The organism is Streptomyces sp. LS1784, assembly GCF_020103755.1.
Taxonomy (GTDB): domain Bacteria; phylum Actinomycetota; class Actinomycetes; order Streptomycetales; family Streptomycetaceae; genus Kitasatospora.
On record NZ_JAHSQD010000133.1, the window covers coordinates 1 to 16,787 of the forward strand.

A 16,787-nucleotide genomic window follows, 5' to 3' on the forward strand; every position below is an offset into this window, starting at 1 on the left:
CCCCGGCGGCGCACCGCGGCCAGCTCGGGCTCCTCGCGGGCGCCGTCCGCGGACAGTCCGGCGAGCAGCACCCGGCCGACCGCCGTCCCGTCGACCGGGGCCCGGCGCCCGATCCGGGACGGCTCGGCACCCGGCAGCCCGGCCACCTCGTCCAGGTAGAGCACCTCGCCGTCGTCCAGCACGGCGAGCCGGACGGTGTAGCCGCAGCGGGCGTTGAGCGCGGCCAGGTACGGCGCGGCGACCTGCCGGACGTCGAAGTCCTCCAGTGCGCGGTGGGCCAGCGAGAGCACCCGGCCGCCGATCCGGTAGCGCAGGTCCGGCTGGCGGCGGGCGAAGCCGTGCTCCTCCAGGGTGCGCAGCAGCCGCAGGGCGGTGGACTTGTGCACCCCGAGGCTGCTGGCGGCCTGCTCCAGCGAGAGCGGCGCGTCGCCGAGTGCGTCGAGCAGGGTCAGCGCGCGGTCGACCGACTGCGACATGGCGTTTCCCGTGGATCCGGCTGACTGGTGGCGTCAGGCTAACCGCTGGGTGGCTCAGTGGTACAAACCAGTGCCGGACGTAGCCGTCCGGCTGTGGTGCGTCCGCCGTGCGCCCGAACCGGTGCGGGCGGCGGGTGGCTGGATCGATGCCCCGGCCCGGAACCCCGTACGGTGCCGCGCTCTACAATCGGATGGTTATGCCATACCTGGACCATGCGGCGACCACGCCGATGCTGCCCGAGGCGATCGCCGCGATGACGGCGCACCTGGGGGTGGTCGGCAACGCCTCGGCCCTGCACGCGGCCGGCCGCCGGGCCCGCCGGGTGGTCGAGGAGTCCCGGGAGTCGCTGGCCGAGTCCCTGGGCGCCCGCCCCAGCGAGATCGTGCTCACCGGCGGCGGCACCGAGTCCGACAACCTGGCGGTCAAGGGCCTGTACTGGGCCCGCCGGGACGCCGACCCGGTCCGGACCCGGGTGCTGTGCAGCCCGGTCGAGCACCACGCGGTGCTGGACGCGGTGCACTGGCTCTCCGAGCACGAGGGCGCCGACGTCGAGTACCTGCCGGTGGACCCGCTGGGCCGGGTGCACCCGGAGGCGCTGCGCGCGGCGATCGAACGCGATCCGGCCACTGTGGCGCTGGTCACCGTGATGTGGGCCAACAACGAGGTCGGCACCGTCCAGCCAGTGCGCGAACTGACCGCCGTGGCGGCCGAGTACGGCATCCCGGTGCACGCCGACGCGGTGCAGGCGCTCGGTCAGGTCCCGGTCTCCTTCGCCGAGTCGGGGCTCACCGCGCTCACCGTCACCGGGCACAAGATCGGCGGCCCGTTCGGCATCGGCGCGCTGCTGCTCTCCCGGGGCGCCTCGCCGGTACCGCTGCTGCACGGCGGCGGCCAGGAGCGCGACGTGCGCTCCGGCACCCTGGACGCCCCCGGCGCGGCCGGCTTCGCCGCCGCCGCGGCCTGGGCGGTGGAACACCGGGCCGAGCACGCCGTCACGCTGGGCGCGCTGCGGGACGAGCTGGTGGCCGCCGTCCTCGCCGCCGTGCCGGACGCGGTGTACAACGGCGACCCCTCGCCGGAGGGCCGGCTGCCCGCCAACGCGCACTTCTCCTTCCCCGGCTGCGAGGGCGACGCGCTGCTGATGCTGCTGGACGCCCAGGGCATCGAGTGCTCGACGGGCTCCGCCTGCTCGGCCGGGGTGCCGCAGCCCAGCCACGTGCTGCTCGCGATGGGCGTCGACCCGCTGCTGGCCCGCGCCTCGCTGCGGTTCTCGCTCGGGCACACCTCGGTGCGCGAGGACGTCACGGCGCTGGCGGAGGCCATCGGGCCGGTGGTGCAGCGGGCGCGCAACGCCGGGCTGGCGTCGGTACGGCGCTGATCTCGGCTTCCGGGAACAGGCGGGCCACCCCGTACCCTTGTTGCCATCATGACTGACTTCCCGGGTGCCCCGACCACTCCGTCCACCGGCCGTCTGCGCGTGCTCGCGGCGATGTCCGGCGGAGTCGACTCCGCCGTCGCCGCCGCCCGCGCCGTCGAAGCGGGGCACGAGGTGACGGGCGTCCACCTGGCGCTCTCCGCCAACCCGCAGTCCTTCCGGACCGGCGCGCGCGGCTGCTGCACCATCGAGGACTCCCGGGACGCCTGGCGGGCGGCCGACGTGATCGGCATCCCCTTCTACGTCTGGGACCTCGCCGAGCGCTTCCGTGAGGACGTGATCGACGACTTCGTCGCCGAGTACGCGGCCGGGCGGACGCCCAACCCGTGCCTGCGCTGCAACGAGAAGATCAAGTTCGCGGCGCTGCTGGACAAGGCGATCGCACTGGGCTTCGACGCCGTCTGCACCGGCCACTACGCCCGCATCGTCGACCTGCCCGACGGCTCGCGCGAGCTGCACCGCGCCGTCGACGCCGCCAAGGACCAGTCGTACGTGCTGGGCGTCCTCGACGCCGACCAGCTCGCCCACTCGCTCTTCCCGCTCGGTGACACGACCAAGGAGGAGATCCGGGCGGAGGCCGAGCGCCGCGGCCTGGCCGTCGCCAAGAAGCCCGACAGCCACGACATCTGCTTCATCGCCGACGGTGACACCCAGGGCTTCCTGGCCAAGCACCTCGGCACCGCGACCGGCGACATCCTCGACGTCGACGGCACCAAGCTCGGCGAGCACGACGGTGCGTACGGCTTCACCATCGGCCAGCGCAAGGGCCTGCGGATCGGCCGCCCGGCGGCCGACGGCAAGCCGCGCTACGTGCTGGACATCTCCCCGGTGAACAACACCGTGACGGTCGGCCCGGTCGAGGGCCTCGACGTCACCGGGCTCACCGCCATCCGCCCCCGCTGGTGCGGCACCGAGCCGCTGGCCGACGGCCGCTACACCGCCCAGCTGCGGGCCCACGGCGAGGAGGTGCCGGTGAGCGCCTCGGTGGTCGACGGCGAGCTGCGGGTGCAACTGGACACCCCGGTGCGAGGGATCGCCCCCGGCCAGGCCGTGGTGGTGTACGACGGCACCCGCGTCGTCGGTTCGGCCACCATCGCGACGACGGAGCGCCCGGCCGTCACCGCCTGAGCGGCAGCACCTGGGAGAGCCGGTAGCGGGGCGTGATAGACCAGTCGGACTATGAATATCTGTGTCTTCTGCTCCGCGTACTCGCTCGACGACCGCTACTCCGTCCCCGCCGCGGAGTTCGCCCGGCTCCTGGGGGAGGGCGGGCACACCCTGGTGTGGGGTGGCTCGAACGCCGGGCTGATGGGGCTGCTCGCCGATGAGGTGAAGGCGGCGGGTGGCCGACTCGTCGGTGTGATGGTCGAGATGCTGAAGCACAAGGCGTACGTCGGAGCCGACGAGCTGGTGTGGACCGCCGACCTCCCGGAGCGCAAGGCGGAGCTGGCCTCGCGGGCCGACGCGATCGTCGTCCTGGTCGGCGGGCTGGGCACCCTGGACGAGGTCACCGAGGTGCTGGAACTCAAGAAGCACGGGATGTTCGACAAGCCGGTGGTCGTCCTGGACACCGAGGGCTTCTACTCGGGCCTGCGCACCCAGATGGAGCGGATGGACGCCGAGGGCTTCCTGCCCCGCCCCCTCGCCGAGCTGATCACCTTCGCGGACACGCCCGCCGACGTCTTCGCCCAGCTCAAGGCCTGAGAGGATCGGGGCCATGGCTGCACATCTGATCACCGGCGCCGGCTCCGGCATCGGCGCCGTCCTGGCCGAGAAGCTCGCCGAGCGCGGGGACGAGCTCTGGCTGCTGGCCCGCGACGCCCGGCGGGCCGCCGAACTGCGCGAGCGCTTCCCCGGGGCCAAGACCCTCGTCGGGGACCTCGGCGACCCGGGCAAGCTCTCCTGGGCCTTCGGGCACCAGCAGCTGCCCGTCGAGCTGGACTCGCTGCTGCACGTCGCGGGCACGGTCGAGCTCGGCCCGGTCGGCGACCTGCCCGTCAAGGCCTGGCAGGAGACGCTCAACGTCAACCTCGTCGCCCCCGCCGAGCTGACCCGACTCCTGCTGCCGTCGATCCGGCTCGTCAAGGGCCACGTGCTCTTCGTCAACTCCGGTGCCGGCCTCAACGCCCACGCCGACTGGTCCGCGTACGCGGCCAGCAAGCACGGCCTCAAGGCGCTCGCCGACTCGCTGCGCCAGGAGGAGCACGCCAACGGCGTCCGGGTCACCTCCGTCTACCCGGGCCGCACCGCCACCGCGATGCAGGTCAAGGTGCACCAGCAGGAGGGCAAGGAGTACGACGCGGGCCGCTGGATCGAGCCCGAGTCCGTCGCCAGGGCGATCCTCGCCGCCCTCGACGCCTCCCGCGACGCGGAGATCACCGACATCACCGTCCGCCCGGGGCGGTAGGCCGCCGCGTGGGAAGTCGGCCCGGCCGACTTCCCACGCGCACACCGGAGTTCGGGCAGGCCTTCCGGTACCGACCCCGCGCCCCGCGCGGACGGCCCCGGTACCGAGCCCCCGCGCTCGGCACGGGGCCCGTCCGGCTGAGTAGGCTCGGACGGGTGAGCACCCCACACCCCTTCCCCGACCTGCGCGGCGCCGCCACCGGCGTCGGCTCGCTGCCCGGCACCGACGCCCGGGAGGCGGCCAAGACCTCCACCGGCGCACTGGAGCACCTGCCGTTCCTGCCCGAGCTGCCCGCGCGCGGGCCGGGCGCCGACATGATCGGGCGCGGCGCCGGCCTGCTGGTCGAGCTGTTCGCGCAGACCGAGCCGAGCGGCTGGCGGTTCACCGACCGCCCCGGCCGGGACACCCGGCGGTCCCACTCCTGGCTAGGTGAGGACCTGGACGCACTGGAGGAGTTCACCCAGGGCTACCAGGGCGCGCTCAAGGTCCAGGCCGTCGGCCCCTGGACGCTGGCGGCGAGCATCGAGCTCAAGCACGGCGAGAAGGCGCTCTCCGACCCCGGCGCCTGCCGGGACATCGCCGGCTCGCTCACCGAGGGCCTGCGCCGCCACCTCGCGGACCTCCGCAAGCGGGTGCCCGGCGCCGAGGTCGTGCTGCAGCTGGACGAGCCCTCGCTGCCCGCCGTCCTGGCCGGGTCGGTGAAGACCGCCAGCGGCTTCCAGCGGCTGCGCGCCGTCGACCGGCAGGTCGCCGAGGAGGTGCTGCGCGAGGTGGTCGGGAGCCTCGACGCGCCCGTGGTGGTGCACTCCTGCGCGCCGGACGTCCCGGTCCCGCTACTGCGCCGGGCCGGGGTCGCCGGGATCTCCCTGGACTTCTCCCTCCTCACCGAGCGCCAGGACGACGACCTCGGCGAGGCCGTGGAGGGCGGCACGATGATCCTCGCTGGTGTCGTCCCCGCCACTGACCAGGCGGTGTCCGACCCTGCCGGTAGTGTCCAGGGTGTCAGGACCCTGTGGCGCAGGCTCGGGTTCGCCCCGGAGCTGCTGGGCCGCCGCGTGCTGGTGACGCCGACCTGCGGGCTGGCCGGGGCCTCCCCGGCGTACGCGCGCAGGGCGCTGTCGTCTGCGGCGCGGGCGGCACAGAGCCTGGTGGACAACCCGGAATGAGAACGTAGGAGGGCTTGCGGTGACGGCTGTCGAGGGCTGGGAGGACGTCCCGGCGGAGGTGCGCAGGCGGCACGCCGAGCTGGCGCAGGAGATCACCGATCACCGGGTCCGGTACTACGAGCAGGACGCGCCGGTCGTCAGCGACGCCGAGTTCGACGCGCTGATGCGGGAGCTGGAGTCGCTGGAGGCCGAGCACCCGGCCCTGGTGACGCCGGACTCGCCGACGCAGCGGGTCGGCGGCGCCCCCACCGAGCTGTTCGCCGAGGTCGAGCACCGCGAGCGGCTGCTCAGCCTGGACAACGCGATGGACGACGACGAGCTGGCGGCCTGGGCCGAGCGGGTCGCCACCGAGCTGCACGGCATCGACTACCACTACCTGTGCGAGCTCAAGGTGGACGGCCTGGCCGTCAACCTCACCTACGAGAACGGCCAGTTGGTGCAGGCGGCGACGCGCGGCGACGGCCGGGTCGGCGAGGACATCACCGCCAACGTCCGCACCATCAAGGAGATCCCGCACCAGCTCAAGGGTGACGACATCCCGGAGCTGGTGGAGATCCGCGGCGAGGTCTACTTCCCGACCGAGGCCTTCGACGCGCTCAACGCCTCCTTCGCGGAGGAGAACGAGCGCCGCCGGCAGGAGAACGAGGAGCGCGCCAAGGAGGGCAGGCGGCCCCGGGCGATGATCCGGCTGTTCATGAACCCCCGCAACGCCGCCGCCGGTTCGCTGCGCCAGAAGGACCCGCACGTCACCGCCTCCCGCCCGCTGCACATGGTGGTGCACGGCATCGGCGCCCGGGTCGGCTTCGACATCGACAACCAGTCGCACGCCTACCAGCTGCTGCACGACTGGGGCCTGCCCACCGCCCGGCACAACAAGGTGGTCGGGACGCTCGCCGAGGTGCGGGCCTTCATCAAGCACTTCGGCGAGCAGCGGCACTCGGTCGAGCACGAGATCGACGGTGTCGTGGTGAAGGTGGACGAGATCGCCCTCCAGGGCCGGCTCGGCGCCACCTCGAAGTCCCCGCGCTGGGCGATCGCCTGGAAGTACCCGCCGGAGGAGGTCACCGGCAAGCTGGCCGAGATCAAGGTCGGCATCGGCCGCACCGGCCGGGCCACCCCGTACGCGGTGCTGGCCGAGCCGGTGAAGGTGGCCGGCTCGATGGTGCAGTACGCGACGCTGCACAACCAGGAGGTCGTCAAGGCCAAGGACGTGCTGCTCGGCGACACCGTGGTGCTGCGCAAGGCCGGCGACGTCATCCCGGAGATCCTCGGCCCGGTCTACGACCTGCGGGACGGCACCGAGCAGGCCTTCGTGATGCCCTCGCACTGTCCGGAGTGCGGCAGCGAGCTGCGCCCGATGGCCGAGGGGGACATCGATCTGCGCTGCCCGAACGCGGAGCGCTGCCCGGCGCAGATCCGGGAGCGGATCGCCTTCCTCGGCGGGCGGCAGTGCCTGGACGTGGAGGGTCTCGGCTACGTCGCGGCCACCGCGCTGACCCAGCCGCTGGAGCCGGCCGAGGCGCCGGTGAGGAACGAGGCCGACATCTTCCGGCTGACGCAGGAGAAGCTGCTGCCGATCAAGGTGCTGGTCCGGGACCCGAAGACCGGCATGCCGAAGCTGGACGACCGGACGGGCAAGGAGAAGGAGGTCTTCTTCTTCGCCACCACCAAGGGCGAGCCGAAGAAGTCGCTCCAGGCCCTGATCGACAACCTCGCGGCGGCGAAGGACCGGCCGCTCTGGCGGTTCGTCAACGGCCTGTCGATCCGGCACGTCGGTCCGGTCGCCGCGCAGGCGCTGGCCCGGGAGTTCCGCGATCTGAGGAAGATCTTCGAGGCGAGCGAGGAGCAGCTGGCGGCCGTCGAGGGCGTCGGTCCGACCATCGCCCGCTCGATCCAGGAGTGGTACGCGGAGAGGTGGCACCAGGAGATCCTCGGGAACTGGGAGGCGGACGGTGTCCGCTTCGCCGAGGAGTTCGCGGACGAGGAGGAGGCGGAGCGCCCGCTGGAGGGTCTGACCGTCGTGGTGACGGGCACCCTGGCCGGCCACACCCGGGACGGCGCCAAGGAGGCGCTGACCTCGCGCGGAGCGAAGGTGACCGGTTCGGTTTCGAAGAAGACCGATTTCGTGGTCGCCGGTGACAATCCCGGGTCCAAGTACGACAAGGCTGTCCAGCTCGGCCTGCCGGTCCTGGACGACGCGGGGTTCGCCGTCCTGCTCGCCGACGGGCCGTCCGCCGCCCGCGCCCACCTGGGACTTCCGGAGCCGGAGGAGGTCGCGCCGGCGAAGGGGGAGCCCGCCGAGGGCTGATTCGGGGCCGACCCGAGCGGCCGCCGGCCGGGCCGGTGTTGTTATCGTCCTGATGCAGCGTCACCGGGTGCCGTGCAGTGAAAGCGGGCATTGTGTCACTGTGCGACACCCGTGCGCGGTGGCGCGTTTCCGGTTGTCCGAAAGTCTGCCCACCGGGTGGACCCCGGCTTACCCTGGAGCGCAACAGAGTGTCAGCAGGGGTGGGGGCACCGGCTGGGCCGGTGCTCCTCGGGGTCGCTCCATGCCCGGCAGCTGTCGGTACCGGCACGGTGCCTCACCGTAAGGCGGCCTGACGGGGCGGGCCCGACGGAGGACAGGGCTTATGGATCGTACGACCGGCGGTGCGCCCACACGCCCGCCGCAGGGGGTGGCGGGTGCGGTCCTGCTGCTCGGCGTGCTGCTGGCCGGAGCCGCGCCGCTCATCCCGCTGGCCGTCCTGGTCTACCGGTACGAACCCGAGTTGCTGCCGCTGTTCGCCGTGCCCCTGGCGGTGCTGGTGGCGGCCTGGCGGATCGCCCGCGACCGCGCCCGCGATCAGCTGACCGACCCGCTGACGGACCTGCCCAACCGTCAGGCCCTGTTGCTGGCCGCCCAGGAGGCGATCGCGGGGTGTGAGCAGGGCTACAGCGTCGGTCTCATCCTGCTCGATCTCGATCGCTTCCGATCACTCAACGACACACTTGGTCATACGGCGGGTGACCGGCTGCTGGTTCACATCGCCCGCCGGCTGCACCGGGCGCTGCGCTCCGGCGGCCCGGCCGGCAGCGCCACCCGGGAGTCCATCGACGACGTCTTCGCCGGCCTGCCCCGGCACTACCGCCGCGGCCGCCCGATGGTGGCCCGGATGGGCGGCGACGAGTTCGCCGTCCTGCTGCCCGGCATCAACTGCCCGGACAGCCTGGAGCGGGTCGCCAAGGCGCTGATCGCCGAACTCGCCGCCCCGATCCGGCTGGACGGGCTGCTGCTCGTCCTGGAGGCCAGCGGCGGCGTCTGCGTCTACCCGCAGCACGCCCAGGACGCCGAGTCGCTGCTGCGCCGGGCCGACGTCGCGATGGGCCACGCCCAGCGCGGATGCTGCGGCGTCGCCCAGTACGACGAGACCCAGGACGCCGACACCCCGTACCGGATCGGGCTGCTGGGGGACCTGCGCCGGGCGCTGGAGACCGGCGAGGTGCAACTGCACTACCAGCCGAAGGTGGCCTTCGACGGCCGGGTGGTCGGACTGGAGGCACTGCTGCGCTGGGAGCGGCCCGGCCAGGGGAAGGTCTCGCCGGACGAGTTCGTCGGGCTCGCCGAATCCAGCGGCCTGATGCCCCGGCTCACCGACTACGTGCTGGAGGCGGCCGTCGGCCAGCTCGCGTACTGGCGCGACCAGGGCCTCCAGGTGCAGGTCGCGGTCAACGTCTCGCCGCGCGACGTGCTCAACCCCGGCTTCGCCCAGCGGGTGGCCGGCCACCTCGTGCGCCACCAGGTGCCCGCCCACGCGCTCCAGCTGGAGATCACCGAGCGGCTGCTGCTGGACGACTCCCGGCGGGCCGCCGACACCCTGGCCGAGCTGCGCGGCTACGGCGTCGGGATGTCCCTGGACGACTTCGGCACCGGGCACTCCTCGCTGGTGCGGCTGCGGAGCCTGCCGGTCGGCGAGCTGAAGATCGACCGCTCCTTCGTCTCCCGGATGGTCGCCGACGACCACGACGCGGCGGTGGTCCGCTGCTCGGTGGAGCTCGCCCACTCGCTGGGCCTGACCGTGGTCGCCGAGGGCGTCGAGGACGACGAGACCTGGGAGCGGCTGCACTGCATGGGCGTGGACGCCGTCCAGGGCTGGCTGGTGTCGGCCGCGCTGCCGGCCGAGCAGGCCACCGCCTGGCTGCGGGTGCACCGCACCGGCGCCCCGCCGGTGGAGCGCCTCGGCGTGCCGCCCCAGCTGCACGCCGGCTTCCAGCCGGTCCAGAACGCCAAGCCGATCGCCCAGCCGGCCAGGCCGCCGGCGCTGCCGCCGACCCTCCCGCCCACGTTGCCGCCGGTGGCCCAGGTGGCGCAGGCCGCGCACAGGGAGATCAAGCCGCAGGGCTGGGCCCGCAGCAGGCCGCAGTAGCGCCCGCCGGACGCCGCGGCCGAGCCGGTGACGGGCGCCGCGGCTCACTCGTTGGCCGGGGTGGGGGACGGGCCCCATAGGATGGGGTCCAAAGACCATGAGGACGGAGCGCCGAACCCGGCTGCTCCTGCCCGGGCCCGGCACCGCCCGCAAGGCACCGCCGGGTCTCACCAGAACTCACCCTGAGGATCGCTGCATGCCTGGCATCACGCGCGAGGAGGTCGCCCACCTCGCCCGGCTGTCGCGTCTTGAGCTGAAGCCCGAAGAGCTGGACCACTTCGCCGAGCAGCTCGACGTGATCATCGGCGCGGTCGCCCGCGTTTCCGAGGTCGCCGGACAGGACGTCCCGCCGACCTCCCACCCGCTGCCGCTGACCAACGTCATGCGTGCGGACGAGGTGCGGCCGTCGCTCACCCCGGAGCAGGCGCTGTCCGGCGCCCCCGCCGCCGAGGAGCAGCGTTTCCGTGTGCCGCAGATCCTCGGGGAGGACTGACCGAGATGACCGAGCTGATCCGTTTCACCGCCGCCGAGACCGCGAGCGCCATCGCCAAGGGCGAGGTGTCCGCCGTCGAGGTCGCGCAGGCCCACCTGGACCGCATCGACGCGGTCGACAAGAAGGTCAACGCCTTCCTGCACGTCGACACCGAGGGCGCGCTGGCCGCGGCCAAGGCCGTCGACGCGAAGCGCGCCAAGGGCGAGGAGCTGGGCCCGCTGGCCGGCGTCCCGCTCGCGCTCAAGGACGTCTTCACCACCAAGGGCATCCCGACCACCTGCGGCTCGAAGATGCTCGAAGGCTGGATCCCGCCGTACGACGCCACGCTGACCAGCCGTCTCAAGGACGCTGACGTGGTCATCCTCGGCAAGACCAACATGGACGAGTTCGCGATGGGCTCCTCCACCGAGAACTCCGCGTACGGGGTGACCGGCAACCCGTGGGACCTCTCCCGCATCCCCGGCGGCTCCGGCGGCGGTTCGGCCGCCGCGCTGGCCGCCTTCGAGGCCCCGCTGGCGATCGGCACCGACACCGGCGGCTCGATCCGTCAGCCCGGCGCCGTCACCGGCACCGTCGGCGTCAAGCCGACCTACGGCTCGGTGTCCCGCTACGGCCTGGTGGCGTTCTCCAGCAGCCTGGACCAGGGCGGCCCGTGCGCCCGCACCGTGCTGGACGCGGCGCTGCTGCACGAGGCCATCGCCGGGCACGACCCGCTGGACTCCACCTCGATCGACGCGCCGGTCCCGGCCGTGGTCGAGGCCGCCAGGATGCGCGACATCCGCGGCATGCGGATCGGCGTCGTCAAGGAGTTCGCCGGCGAGGGCTACCAGGCCGGCGTGATGCAGCGCTTCAACGAGTCGGTGGAGCTGCTGCGCGAGCTGGGCGCCGAGGTCGTCGAGGTCTCCTGCCCGTCCTTCACCCTGGCGCTGCCGGCGTACTACCTGATCGCGCCCAGCGAGTGCTCCTCCAACCTGGCCCGCTTCGACGCGATGCGCTACGGCCTGCGGGTCGGCGACGACGGCAGCCGTTCGGCCGAGGACGTCACCGCCCTGACCCGCGAGGCCGGCTTCGGCCCCGAGGTCAAGCGCCGCATCATCCTGGGCACCTACGCGCTGTCCTCGGGCTACTACGACGCCTACTACGGCTCGGCCCAGAAGGTCCGCACGCTCATCTCGCGCGACTTCGACGCCGCCTTCGCGGGCGTGGACGTCCTGGTCTCGCCGACCACGCCGACCACCGCCTTCCCGATCGGCGAGCGTGCCGACGACCCGATGGCGATGTACCTGGCGGACCTGTGCACGATTCCGTCGAACCTGGCGGGCAACGCGGCCATGTCGCTGCCGGTCGGTCTGGCGCCGGAGGACAATCTCCCGGTCGGCCTGCAGATCATCGCACCCGCGATGGCGGACGACCGCCTGTACCGCGTGGGCGGCGCCGTCGAGGCCGCACTCAACGACAAGTGGGGGCACACCCTGCTGGAGGAGGCACCGGCACTGTGAGCAAGATCGAGAAGGCCAAGGCCCAGTCCGCTTCGCTCAAGGGGTGGAAGCACAGCAAGCCCGGCCTCTGGCTGTCCATCGGCACCAGCGCGTTCGGCGCGATCTCCATCGCCAAGGACGTCCGCAAGGCCCGCGAGGAGAGCGACACCCTCAAGCTGGTCAACGCCCTGATCGGTGCGGCCGCGCTGGTCACCGGCACCGCCCTGCTGGTGCGCGAGCTGCGTCAGCTGGGCTCCGACGACGTGCTGCTGGGCTGAGCGCCCCGGCCCGGCCCCGCGCCACGCGGCGGCCGGGCCCGTACCTCCCAAGCTTCAAGTGAGAAGGGACGCTGTGAGCGTCATGAACCTGGTCTCCTACGAGGACGCTCTCGCGTCGTACGACCCGGTGATGGGCCTTGAGGTCCACGTCGAGCTCGGTACCAAGACCAAGATGTTCTGCGGTTGCTCGACCGAGCTGGGCGCCGAGCCGAACAGCCAGACCTGCCCCACCTGCCTGGGCCTGCCGGGTTCGCTGCCGGTGGTCAACGCGGTCGGCGTCGAGTCGGCCGTCAAGATCGGCCTGGCGCTGAACTGCGAGATCGCCGAGTGGTGCCGGTTCGCGCGGAAGAACTACTTCTACCCGGACATGCCCAAGAACTTCCAGACCTCGCAGTACGACGAGCCGATCGCCTTCAACGGCTACCTCGACGTGCAGCTGGAGGACGGCTCGACCTTCCGCGTGGAGATCGAGCGCGCCCACATGGAGGAGGACACCGGCAAGTCCAGCCACGTCGGCGGGGCCACCGGCCGCATCCACGGCGCCACCCACTCGCTGCTCGACTACAACCGGGCCGGCATCCCGCTGATCGAGATCGTCACCAAGCCGATCGTCGGCGCCGGCGAGCGCGCCCCCGAGGTCGCCAAGGCGTACGTCGCCGAGCTGCGCGAGGTGATCCGCTCGCTCGACGTCTCCGAGGCCCGGATGGACAAGGGCCAGATGCGCTGCGACGTCAACCTGTCGCTGCGCCCGAACGGCACCGAGACCTTCGGCACCCGCTCGGAGACCAAGAACGTCAACTCGCTGCGCAGCGTGGAGCGGGCCGCCCGGTTCGAGATCCAGCGGCACGCCACCGTGCTGACCGACGGCGGCACCATCGTCCAGGAGACCCGCCACTTCCACGAGGACAACGGCACCACCACCTCGGGCCGGATCAAGGACAACGCCGAGGACTACCGTTACTTCCCCGAGCCGGACCTGGTGCCGGTGGCCCCCTCCCGCGAGTGGGTCGAGGAGCTGCGCGGTGCCCTGCCCGAGCTGCCGCGGGTGCGCCGCGCCCGGCTCCAGGCCGAGTGGGGCCTGTCCGACAAGGACATGCAGTCCGTCCTCAACGCCGGTGCGGTGGAGCTGATCCAGGAGACCATCGCGGCCGGTGCCCCGGCCGACCAGGCCCGCAAGTGGTGGCTGGGCGAGCTGGCCCGCCGCGCCAACGAGACCGGCACCGAGCTGAGCGAGCAGCCGATCACCCCGGCGCAGGTCGCCCGGGTCGCCGCGCTGGTCGCCGAGGGCAAGCTGAACGACAAGCTGGCCCGCCAGGTCATCGAGGGCGTGCTGGCCGGAGAGGGCGAGCCGGACGAGATCGTCGAGAAGCGCGGCCTGGCCGTGGTCTCGGACGACTCCGCGCTGGGCGCCGCCGTCGACCAGGCCATCGCCGAGAACGAGGCGATCGCCGCCAAGATCCGCGACGGCAAGGTCCAGGCCGTGGGCGCGCTGGTCGGTGCGGTCATGAAGGCCACCCGCGGCCAGGCCGACGCGGCCCGCGTCAAGGACCTGATCCTGGAGCGGCTTGCTGCGGAAGGACAGTGAGCACAGCCTGGAGCGGCTTGCCGCGGAAGGGCAGTGAGCACAGCCTGGAGAAGCTGGGTGTGTCCGCCTGAGGCGCCGCCTAGGCTGTCAACCCTGTCTTCCTAAGGCATCTAAGGCATCTAAGGCCCTCTAAGTAAGGCCTAAGGCCCGGTCTCACCTCTGTAATGAGGTGCGGCCGGGCCTTAAACCTTTTCCGGCGCCCGATCTGCGCCCGATCTAAGGCATCCGGGCCCCGGAAGATGCGGCAGGCTCCCGATGTGGCACCCCCCACTGGCAGAGGAAGCTCTTACTCGTCAGCGAAACGCAGTGAGACCCGCAGGGGGAACCGAAATGATCGAGTACCAGACCTTCCAGCAAGAGGCCCACGAGCTCGTGGCCCGCGCCGAGCACGAGCGCCTGGTGCGCGAGGCCAAGCAGGCGCGCCGCCTGCGGCAGCGCCCGGTGGCCGCCCGCTTCCAGCGGCGCCCCGTGCGTCGGCCCGAATGCTGACGGTGCGGCACCAGGACGGTGCCGAAGGAGCTCCGGAGGGGGAGACGCTGCGAGTGAGCGTCTCCCCCTCCGGGCGTTCGGGCACGGAACCCCGTTCGCGCTGGGAGATAACCCCTCGGCCGGTCCCCACCGGCTATGGCATGCTCGCCTCCATGCAGCAGACATCGGTCAGCCCCGTCTTCGTCGGCCGCGGCAGCGAGATCACCGAGCTGACCGACGCGCTGCGCCGCGCGGGCACCGGCAGCCCGCAGTCCGTCCTGATCGGCGGCGAGGCGGGGGTCGGCAAGACCCGGCTGCTGGAGGAGTTCCTGGAGCGCGCCGCCGCCCAGGGGGCGGTCACCTCGCTCGGCAGCTGTCTGGAGGTCGGCGCCGAGGGCCTGCCGTACGCGCCGCTGGCCGCCGCGCTGCGACGACTGCACCGCTCGCTGGGCGCCGAACTGGAGGCCGCCGCGGCCGGCAGCGAAGGCCATCTCGCCCGGCTGCTCTCCGAGTTCGGCGAGGCGGACGGCGAACCCAACGACGAGTACAGCCGGGCCCGGCTGTTCGAGCACACCGCGAGGCTGTTCGAGCGGCTCGGCGCGGAGCGTACCCTCGTCCTCGCCGTCGAGGACCTGCACTGGTCCGACCGCTCCACCCGCGAGCTGCTCGCCTTCCTGGTGCGCACCCTGCACCGCTCCCGGGTGCTGCTGGTCGCCACCTACCGCACCGACGACCTGCACCGCCGGCACCCGCTGCGCCCCTTCCTGGCCGAACTCGAACGGCTGCGCACCGTGCAGCGGCTGGAGCTGGCGCGGTTCGACCGCCGCGAGGTGGCCGCCCAGCTGGCCGGCATCCTCGGCACCACCGCCCCCGACCGCCAGCTGGTGGACCGCATCCACCGCCGTTCGGAGGGGAACCCGTTCTTCGTCGAGGAGCTGGCCACCGCCTTCGAGGACGGCTTCGGCGCCGGGCTGACCGACTCGCTGCGGGACATCCTGCTGGTGCGGGTCGAGGGCCTGGACGAGGAGGCCCAGCGGGTGGTGCGGATCGCCGCCGAGGGCGGCTCGCACGTCGAACACGCCCTGCTGGCCGCCGTTCTGGACGACGACGAGGAGGCGCTGATCGAGGCGCTGCGGGCGGCCGTCGGCGCCAACATCCTGCGCCCGGACAGCGAGGGCGAGGGCTACCGGTTCCGCCACGCGCTGGTCCGCGAGGCGGTCTCGGACGACCTGCTGCCGGGCGAACGGCACCGGATCAACCGCCGGTTCGCGCTCGCCGTGGAGGCCCAGCCGCAGCTGGTCCCCGGCGACGCACTGCCCGCCCGGCTGGCCAACTACTGGTACCACGCGCACGATCCGGCCCGCGCCCTGCCGACCGCCCTGGACGCCGCCCGCGCGGCCCGCCGCCGCAACGCCTTCGCCGAGCAACTCGGCATGCTGGAACGGGCCCTGGAACTGTGGGACCTGGTCTCCGAGGAGGTGCTGGCCCACACCCTGCGCCCGTACGACTGGGCCGAGACCTACCCGCCCGGCTCCTGCGACCACAGTGCCGCGGACGAGGACTGCGACCGGATCCAGCTGGTCGACGTGCTGGCCGAGGCGGTGGTCGCGGCCCGGCGCTGCGGTGACCGCGAGCGTGGCCTGAGCCTGGCCAAGCGCGGGCTGCGGCTGGTCGACGAGACGGAGCACCCGGTGCGCGCGGCCTGGTTCCGGATCAACCGGGCCCGGATGCTGGGCAGCCTGCGCCGCTCCGGCGACGAGGAGGAGATCGCGCACGCGCTGCGGCTGGTGGAGCACCTGCCGCCGTCCGCCGTCCAGGCCGAGGTGCTGGCGCTCGGTGCCGGGACGGCGATGCTCAAGAAGCCCACCGCCGAGGCGATCGACCTGGCCGAGCGGGCGATCCGGATCGCCCAGGAGGTGGGCGCGCACTCGGTCGAGGTGCACGCCCGGATGACCCTCGGCGGCCTGCGCTACGACGTCCAGGGCGACGCCGAGGGCGGGCTGGCCGAGCTCGCCGGGGCGGTCGAGCGGGCCCGCCGGCTGGGCGTGCCCGACCTGCTGCTGCGCGGCATCAACAACCTGGCCAGCATGCAGCGCGGGCTGGGGCGGCCCGAGGGCGCGGTCCGGCTGGCCCGTGAGGGCCTGGAGTTCGCGGACGGCAACGGCCTGCTGCGCAACATCGGCACCATCCTGACCGGCAACCTGGTCGAGGCGCTGACCGACCTCGGGCGGGTCCGGGAGGCCGCCGAGGTGCTCGCCGCCTGCGAGCTGACCAGCCTGAGCGGCACCCACGCCGAGTTCCTGGACCGGATGCGCGGCGAACTCGCCCTGCTCAAGGGGGACCTGCCCACCACGGCGACCATGCTGGCGCAGGCCCGCTCGGCCAACCGGGTCGGCCAGGTCCAGCACAGCGTGCCGATCAGCCGCCTGGCGGTGCGGCTCGCGGCACTCGGCGGCCGGCCGCTGGAGGCCCGGGCCGAACTGCTCGCCGCACTGGCGGACGACGGCCGGCTCGGCCACGAGTCCGACGTCTACCCGCTGCTGGCCGAGGGCGCCGCGGTGGAGGCGGACAGCCGGGGCCTGCCGCAGGCCGAGGCG

At 72.9% G+C, this 16,787-nt stretch carries 14 protein-coding genes; 13 read left to right on the plus strand and 1 reads right to left on the minus strand.

The window, feature by feature from the left end; genetic code table 11:
* The coding region (locus KS423_RS17605; protein ID WP_224280416.1) for an IclR family transcriptional regulator at window positions 1-476 on the minus strand (476 nt) is incomplete at its 3' end.
* A 197-nt stretch (window positions 477-673) separates the two neighbouring features.
* On the opposite strand from KS423_RS17605, the gene KS423_RS17610 reads away from it, so the two are divergent.
* The 13 genes from KS423_RS17610 to KS423_RS47395 all read left to right on the plus strand — a co-directional run.
* Window positions 674-1,855 (plus strand): cysteine desulfurase family protein, encoded by a 1,182-nt coding sequence (locus KS423_RS17610; RefSeq protein WP_224280418.1) that lies wholly within the window; start codon window positions 674-676, stop codon window positions 1,853-1,855.
* Between the two features lie 48 nt (window positions 1,856-1,903).
* Window positions 1,904-3,040 carry a tRNA 2-thiouridine(34) synthase MnmA gene (gene mnmA, locus KS423_RS17615; protein WP_224280420.1) on the plus strand — a complete coding sequence of 379 codons (1,137 nt, stop codon included), beginning with the start codon at window positions 1,904-1,906 and terminating at the stop codon, window positions 3,038-3,040.
* 51 nt (window positions 3,041-3,091) lie between these two features.
* Complete coding sequence (locus KS423_RS17620) at window positions 3,092-3,616, plus strand: TIGR00730 family Rossman fold protein (RefSeq protein ID WP_224280422.1); 525 nt, start codon at window positions 3,092-3,094, stop codon at window positions 3,614-3,616.
* A 13-nt stretch (window positions 3,617-3,629) separates the two neighbouring features.
* A complete protein-coding gene (locus tag KS423_RS17625; protein ID WP_224280424.1) occupies window positions 3,630-4,319 on the plus strand; it encodes an SDR family oxidoreductase in 690 nt (229 codons plus the stop codon).
* A 155-nt stretch (window positions 4,320-4,474) separates the two neighbouring features.
* Entirely contained in the window at window positions 4,475-5,485 is a 1,011-nt protein-coding gene (locus KS423_RS17630; protein ID WP_224280426.1) for a methionine synthase, read from the plus strand.
* Between the two features lie 19 nt (window positions 5,486-5,504).
* Complete coding sequence (gene ligA, locus KS423_RS17635) at window positions 5,505-7,793, plus strand: NAD-dependent DNA ligase LigA (protein WP_224280429.1); 2,289 nt, start codon at window positions 5,505-5,507, stop codon at window positions 7,791-7,793.
* A 322-nt stretch (window positions 7,794-8,115) separates the two neighbouring features.
* Window positions 8,116-9,888: a bifunctional diguanylate cyclase/phosphodiesterase gene (locus KS423_RS17640; RefSeq protein ID WP_224280431.1), complete on the plus strand. Its 1,773-nt coding sequence runs from the start codon at window positions 8,116-8,118 to the stop codon at window positions 9,886-9,888.
* A 196-nt stretch (window positions 9,889-10,084) separates the two neighbouring features.
* Window positions 10,085-10,381 carry an Asp-tRNA(Asn)/Glu-tRNA(Gln) amidotransferase subunit GatC gene (gene gatC / locus KS423_RS17645; RefSeq protein ID WP_030057414.1) on the plus strand — a complete coding sequence of 99 codons (297 nt, stop codon included), beginning with the start codon at window positions 10,085-10,087 and terminating at the stop codon, window positions 10,379-10,381.
* Window positions 10,382-10,386: 5 nt separating this feature from the next.
* Window positions 10,387-11,880, plus strand: coding sequence for an Asp-tRNA(Asn)/Glu-tRNA(Gln) amidotransferase subunit GatA (gene gatA, locus KS423_RS17650; RefSeq protein WP_224280441.1), 1,494 nt, complete (start codon window positions 10,387-10,389; stop codon window positions 11,878-11,880).
* Window positions 11,877-12,137, plus strand: a complete 261-nt coding sequence (locus tag KS423_RS17655) for a hypothetical protein (protein ID WP_224280443.1) — start codon at window positions 11,877-11,879, stop codon at window positions 12,135-12,137. Before gatA ends, KS423_RS17655 begins: the two co-directional genes overlap by 4 nt.
* Window positions 12,138-12,210: 73 nt before the next feature.
* Window positions 12,211-13,722, plus strand: coding sequence for an Asp-tRNA(Asn)/Glu-tRNA(Gln) amidotransferase subunit GatB (gene gatB, locus KS423_RS17660; protein ID WP_224280445.1), 1,512 nt, complete (start codon window positions 12,211-12,213; stop codon window positions 13,720-13,722).
* 330 nt (window positions 13,723-14,052) lie between these two features.
* On the plus strand, window positions 14,053-14,211 hold the full coding sequence (locus tag KS423_RS17665) for a hypothetical protein (protein ID WP_224280447.1): 159 nt from the start codon (window positions 14,053-14,055) through the stop codon (window positions 14,209-14,211).
* A gap of 152 nt (window positions 14,212-14,363) precedes the next feature.
* A partial coding sequence (locus KS423_RS47395) for an AAA family ATPase (protein ID WP_263454957.1) occupies window positions 14,364-16,787 on the plus strand: 2,424 nt, incomplete at its 3' end.

Bases quoted from the DNA above. Each gene is read 5' to 3' on its own strand.
- KS423_RS17665 (WP_224280447.1), top strand. From the start codon at position 14,053: ATGATCGAGTACCAGACCTTCCAGCAAGAGGCCCACGAGCTCGTGGCC.
- KS423_RS17625 (WP_224280424.1), top strand. From the start codon at position 3,630: ATGGCTGCACATCTGATCACCGGCGCCGGCTCCGGCATCGGCGCCGTC.
- KS423_RS17610 (WP_224280418.1), top strand. From the start codon at position 674: ATGCCATACCTGGACCATGCGGCGACCACGCCGATGCTGCCCGAGGCG.
- mnmA (WP_224280420.1), top strand. From the start codon at position 1,904: ATGACTGACTTCCCGGGTGCCCCGACCACTCCGTCCACCGGCCGTCTG.
- gatC (WP_030057414.1), top strand. From the start codon at position 10,085: ATGCCTGGCATCACGCGCGAGGAGGTCGCCCACCTCGCCCGGCTGTCG.
- KS423_RS17640 (WP_224280431.1), top strand. From the start codon at position 8,116: ATGGATCGTACGACCGGCGGTGCGCCCACACGCCCGCCGCAGGGGGTG.
- KS423_RS17620 (WP_224280422.1), top strand. From the start codon at position 3,092: ATGAATATCTGTGTCTTCTGCTCCGCGTACTCGCTCGACGACCGCTAC.
- gatA (WP_224280441.1), top strand. From the start codon at position 10,387: ATGACCGAGCTGATCCGTTTCACCGCCGCCGAGACCGCGAGCGCCATC.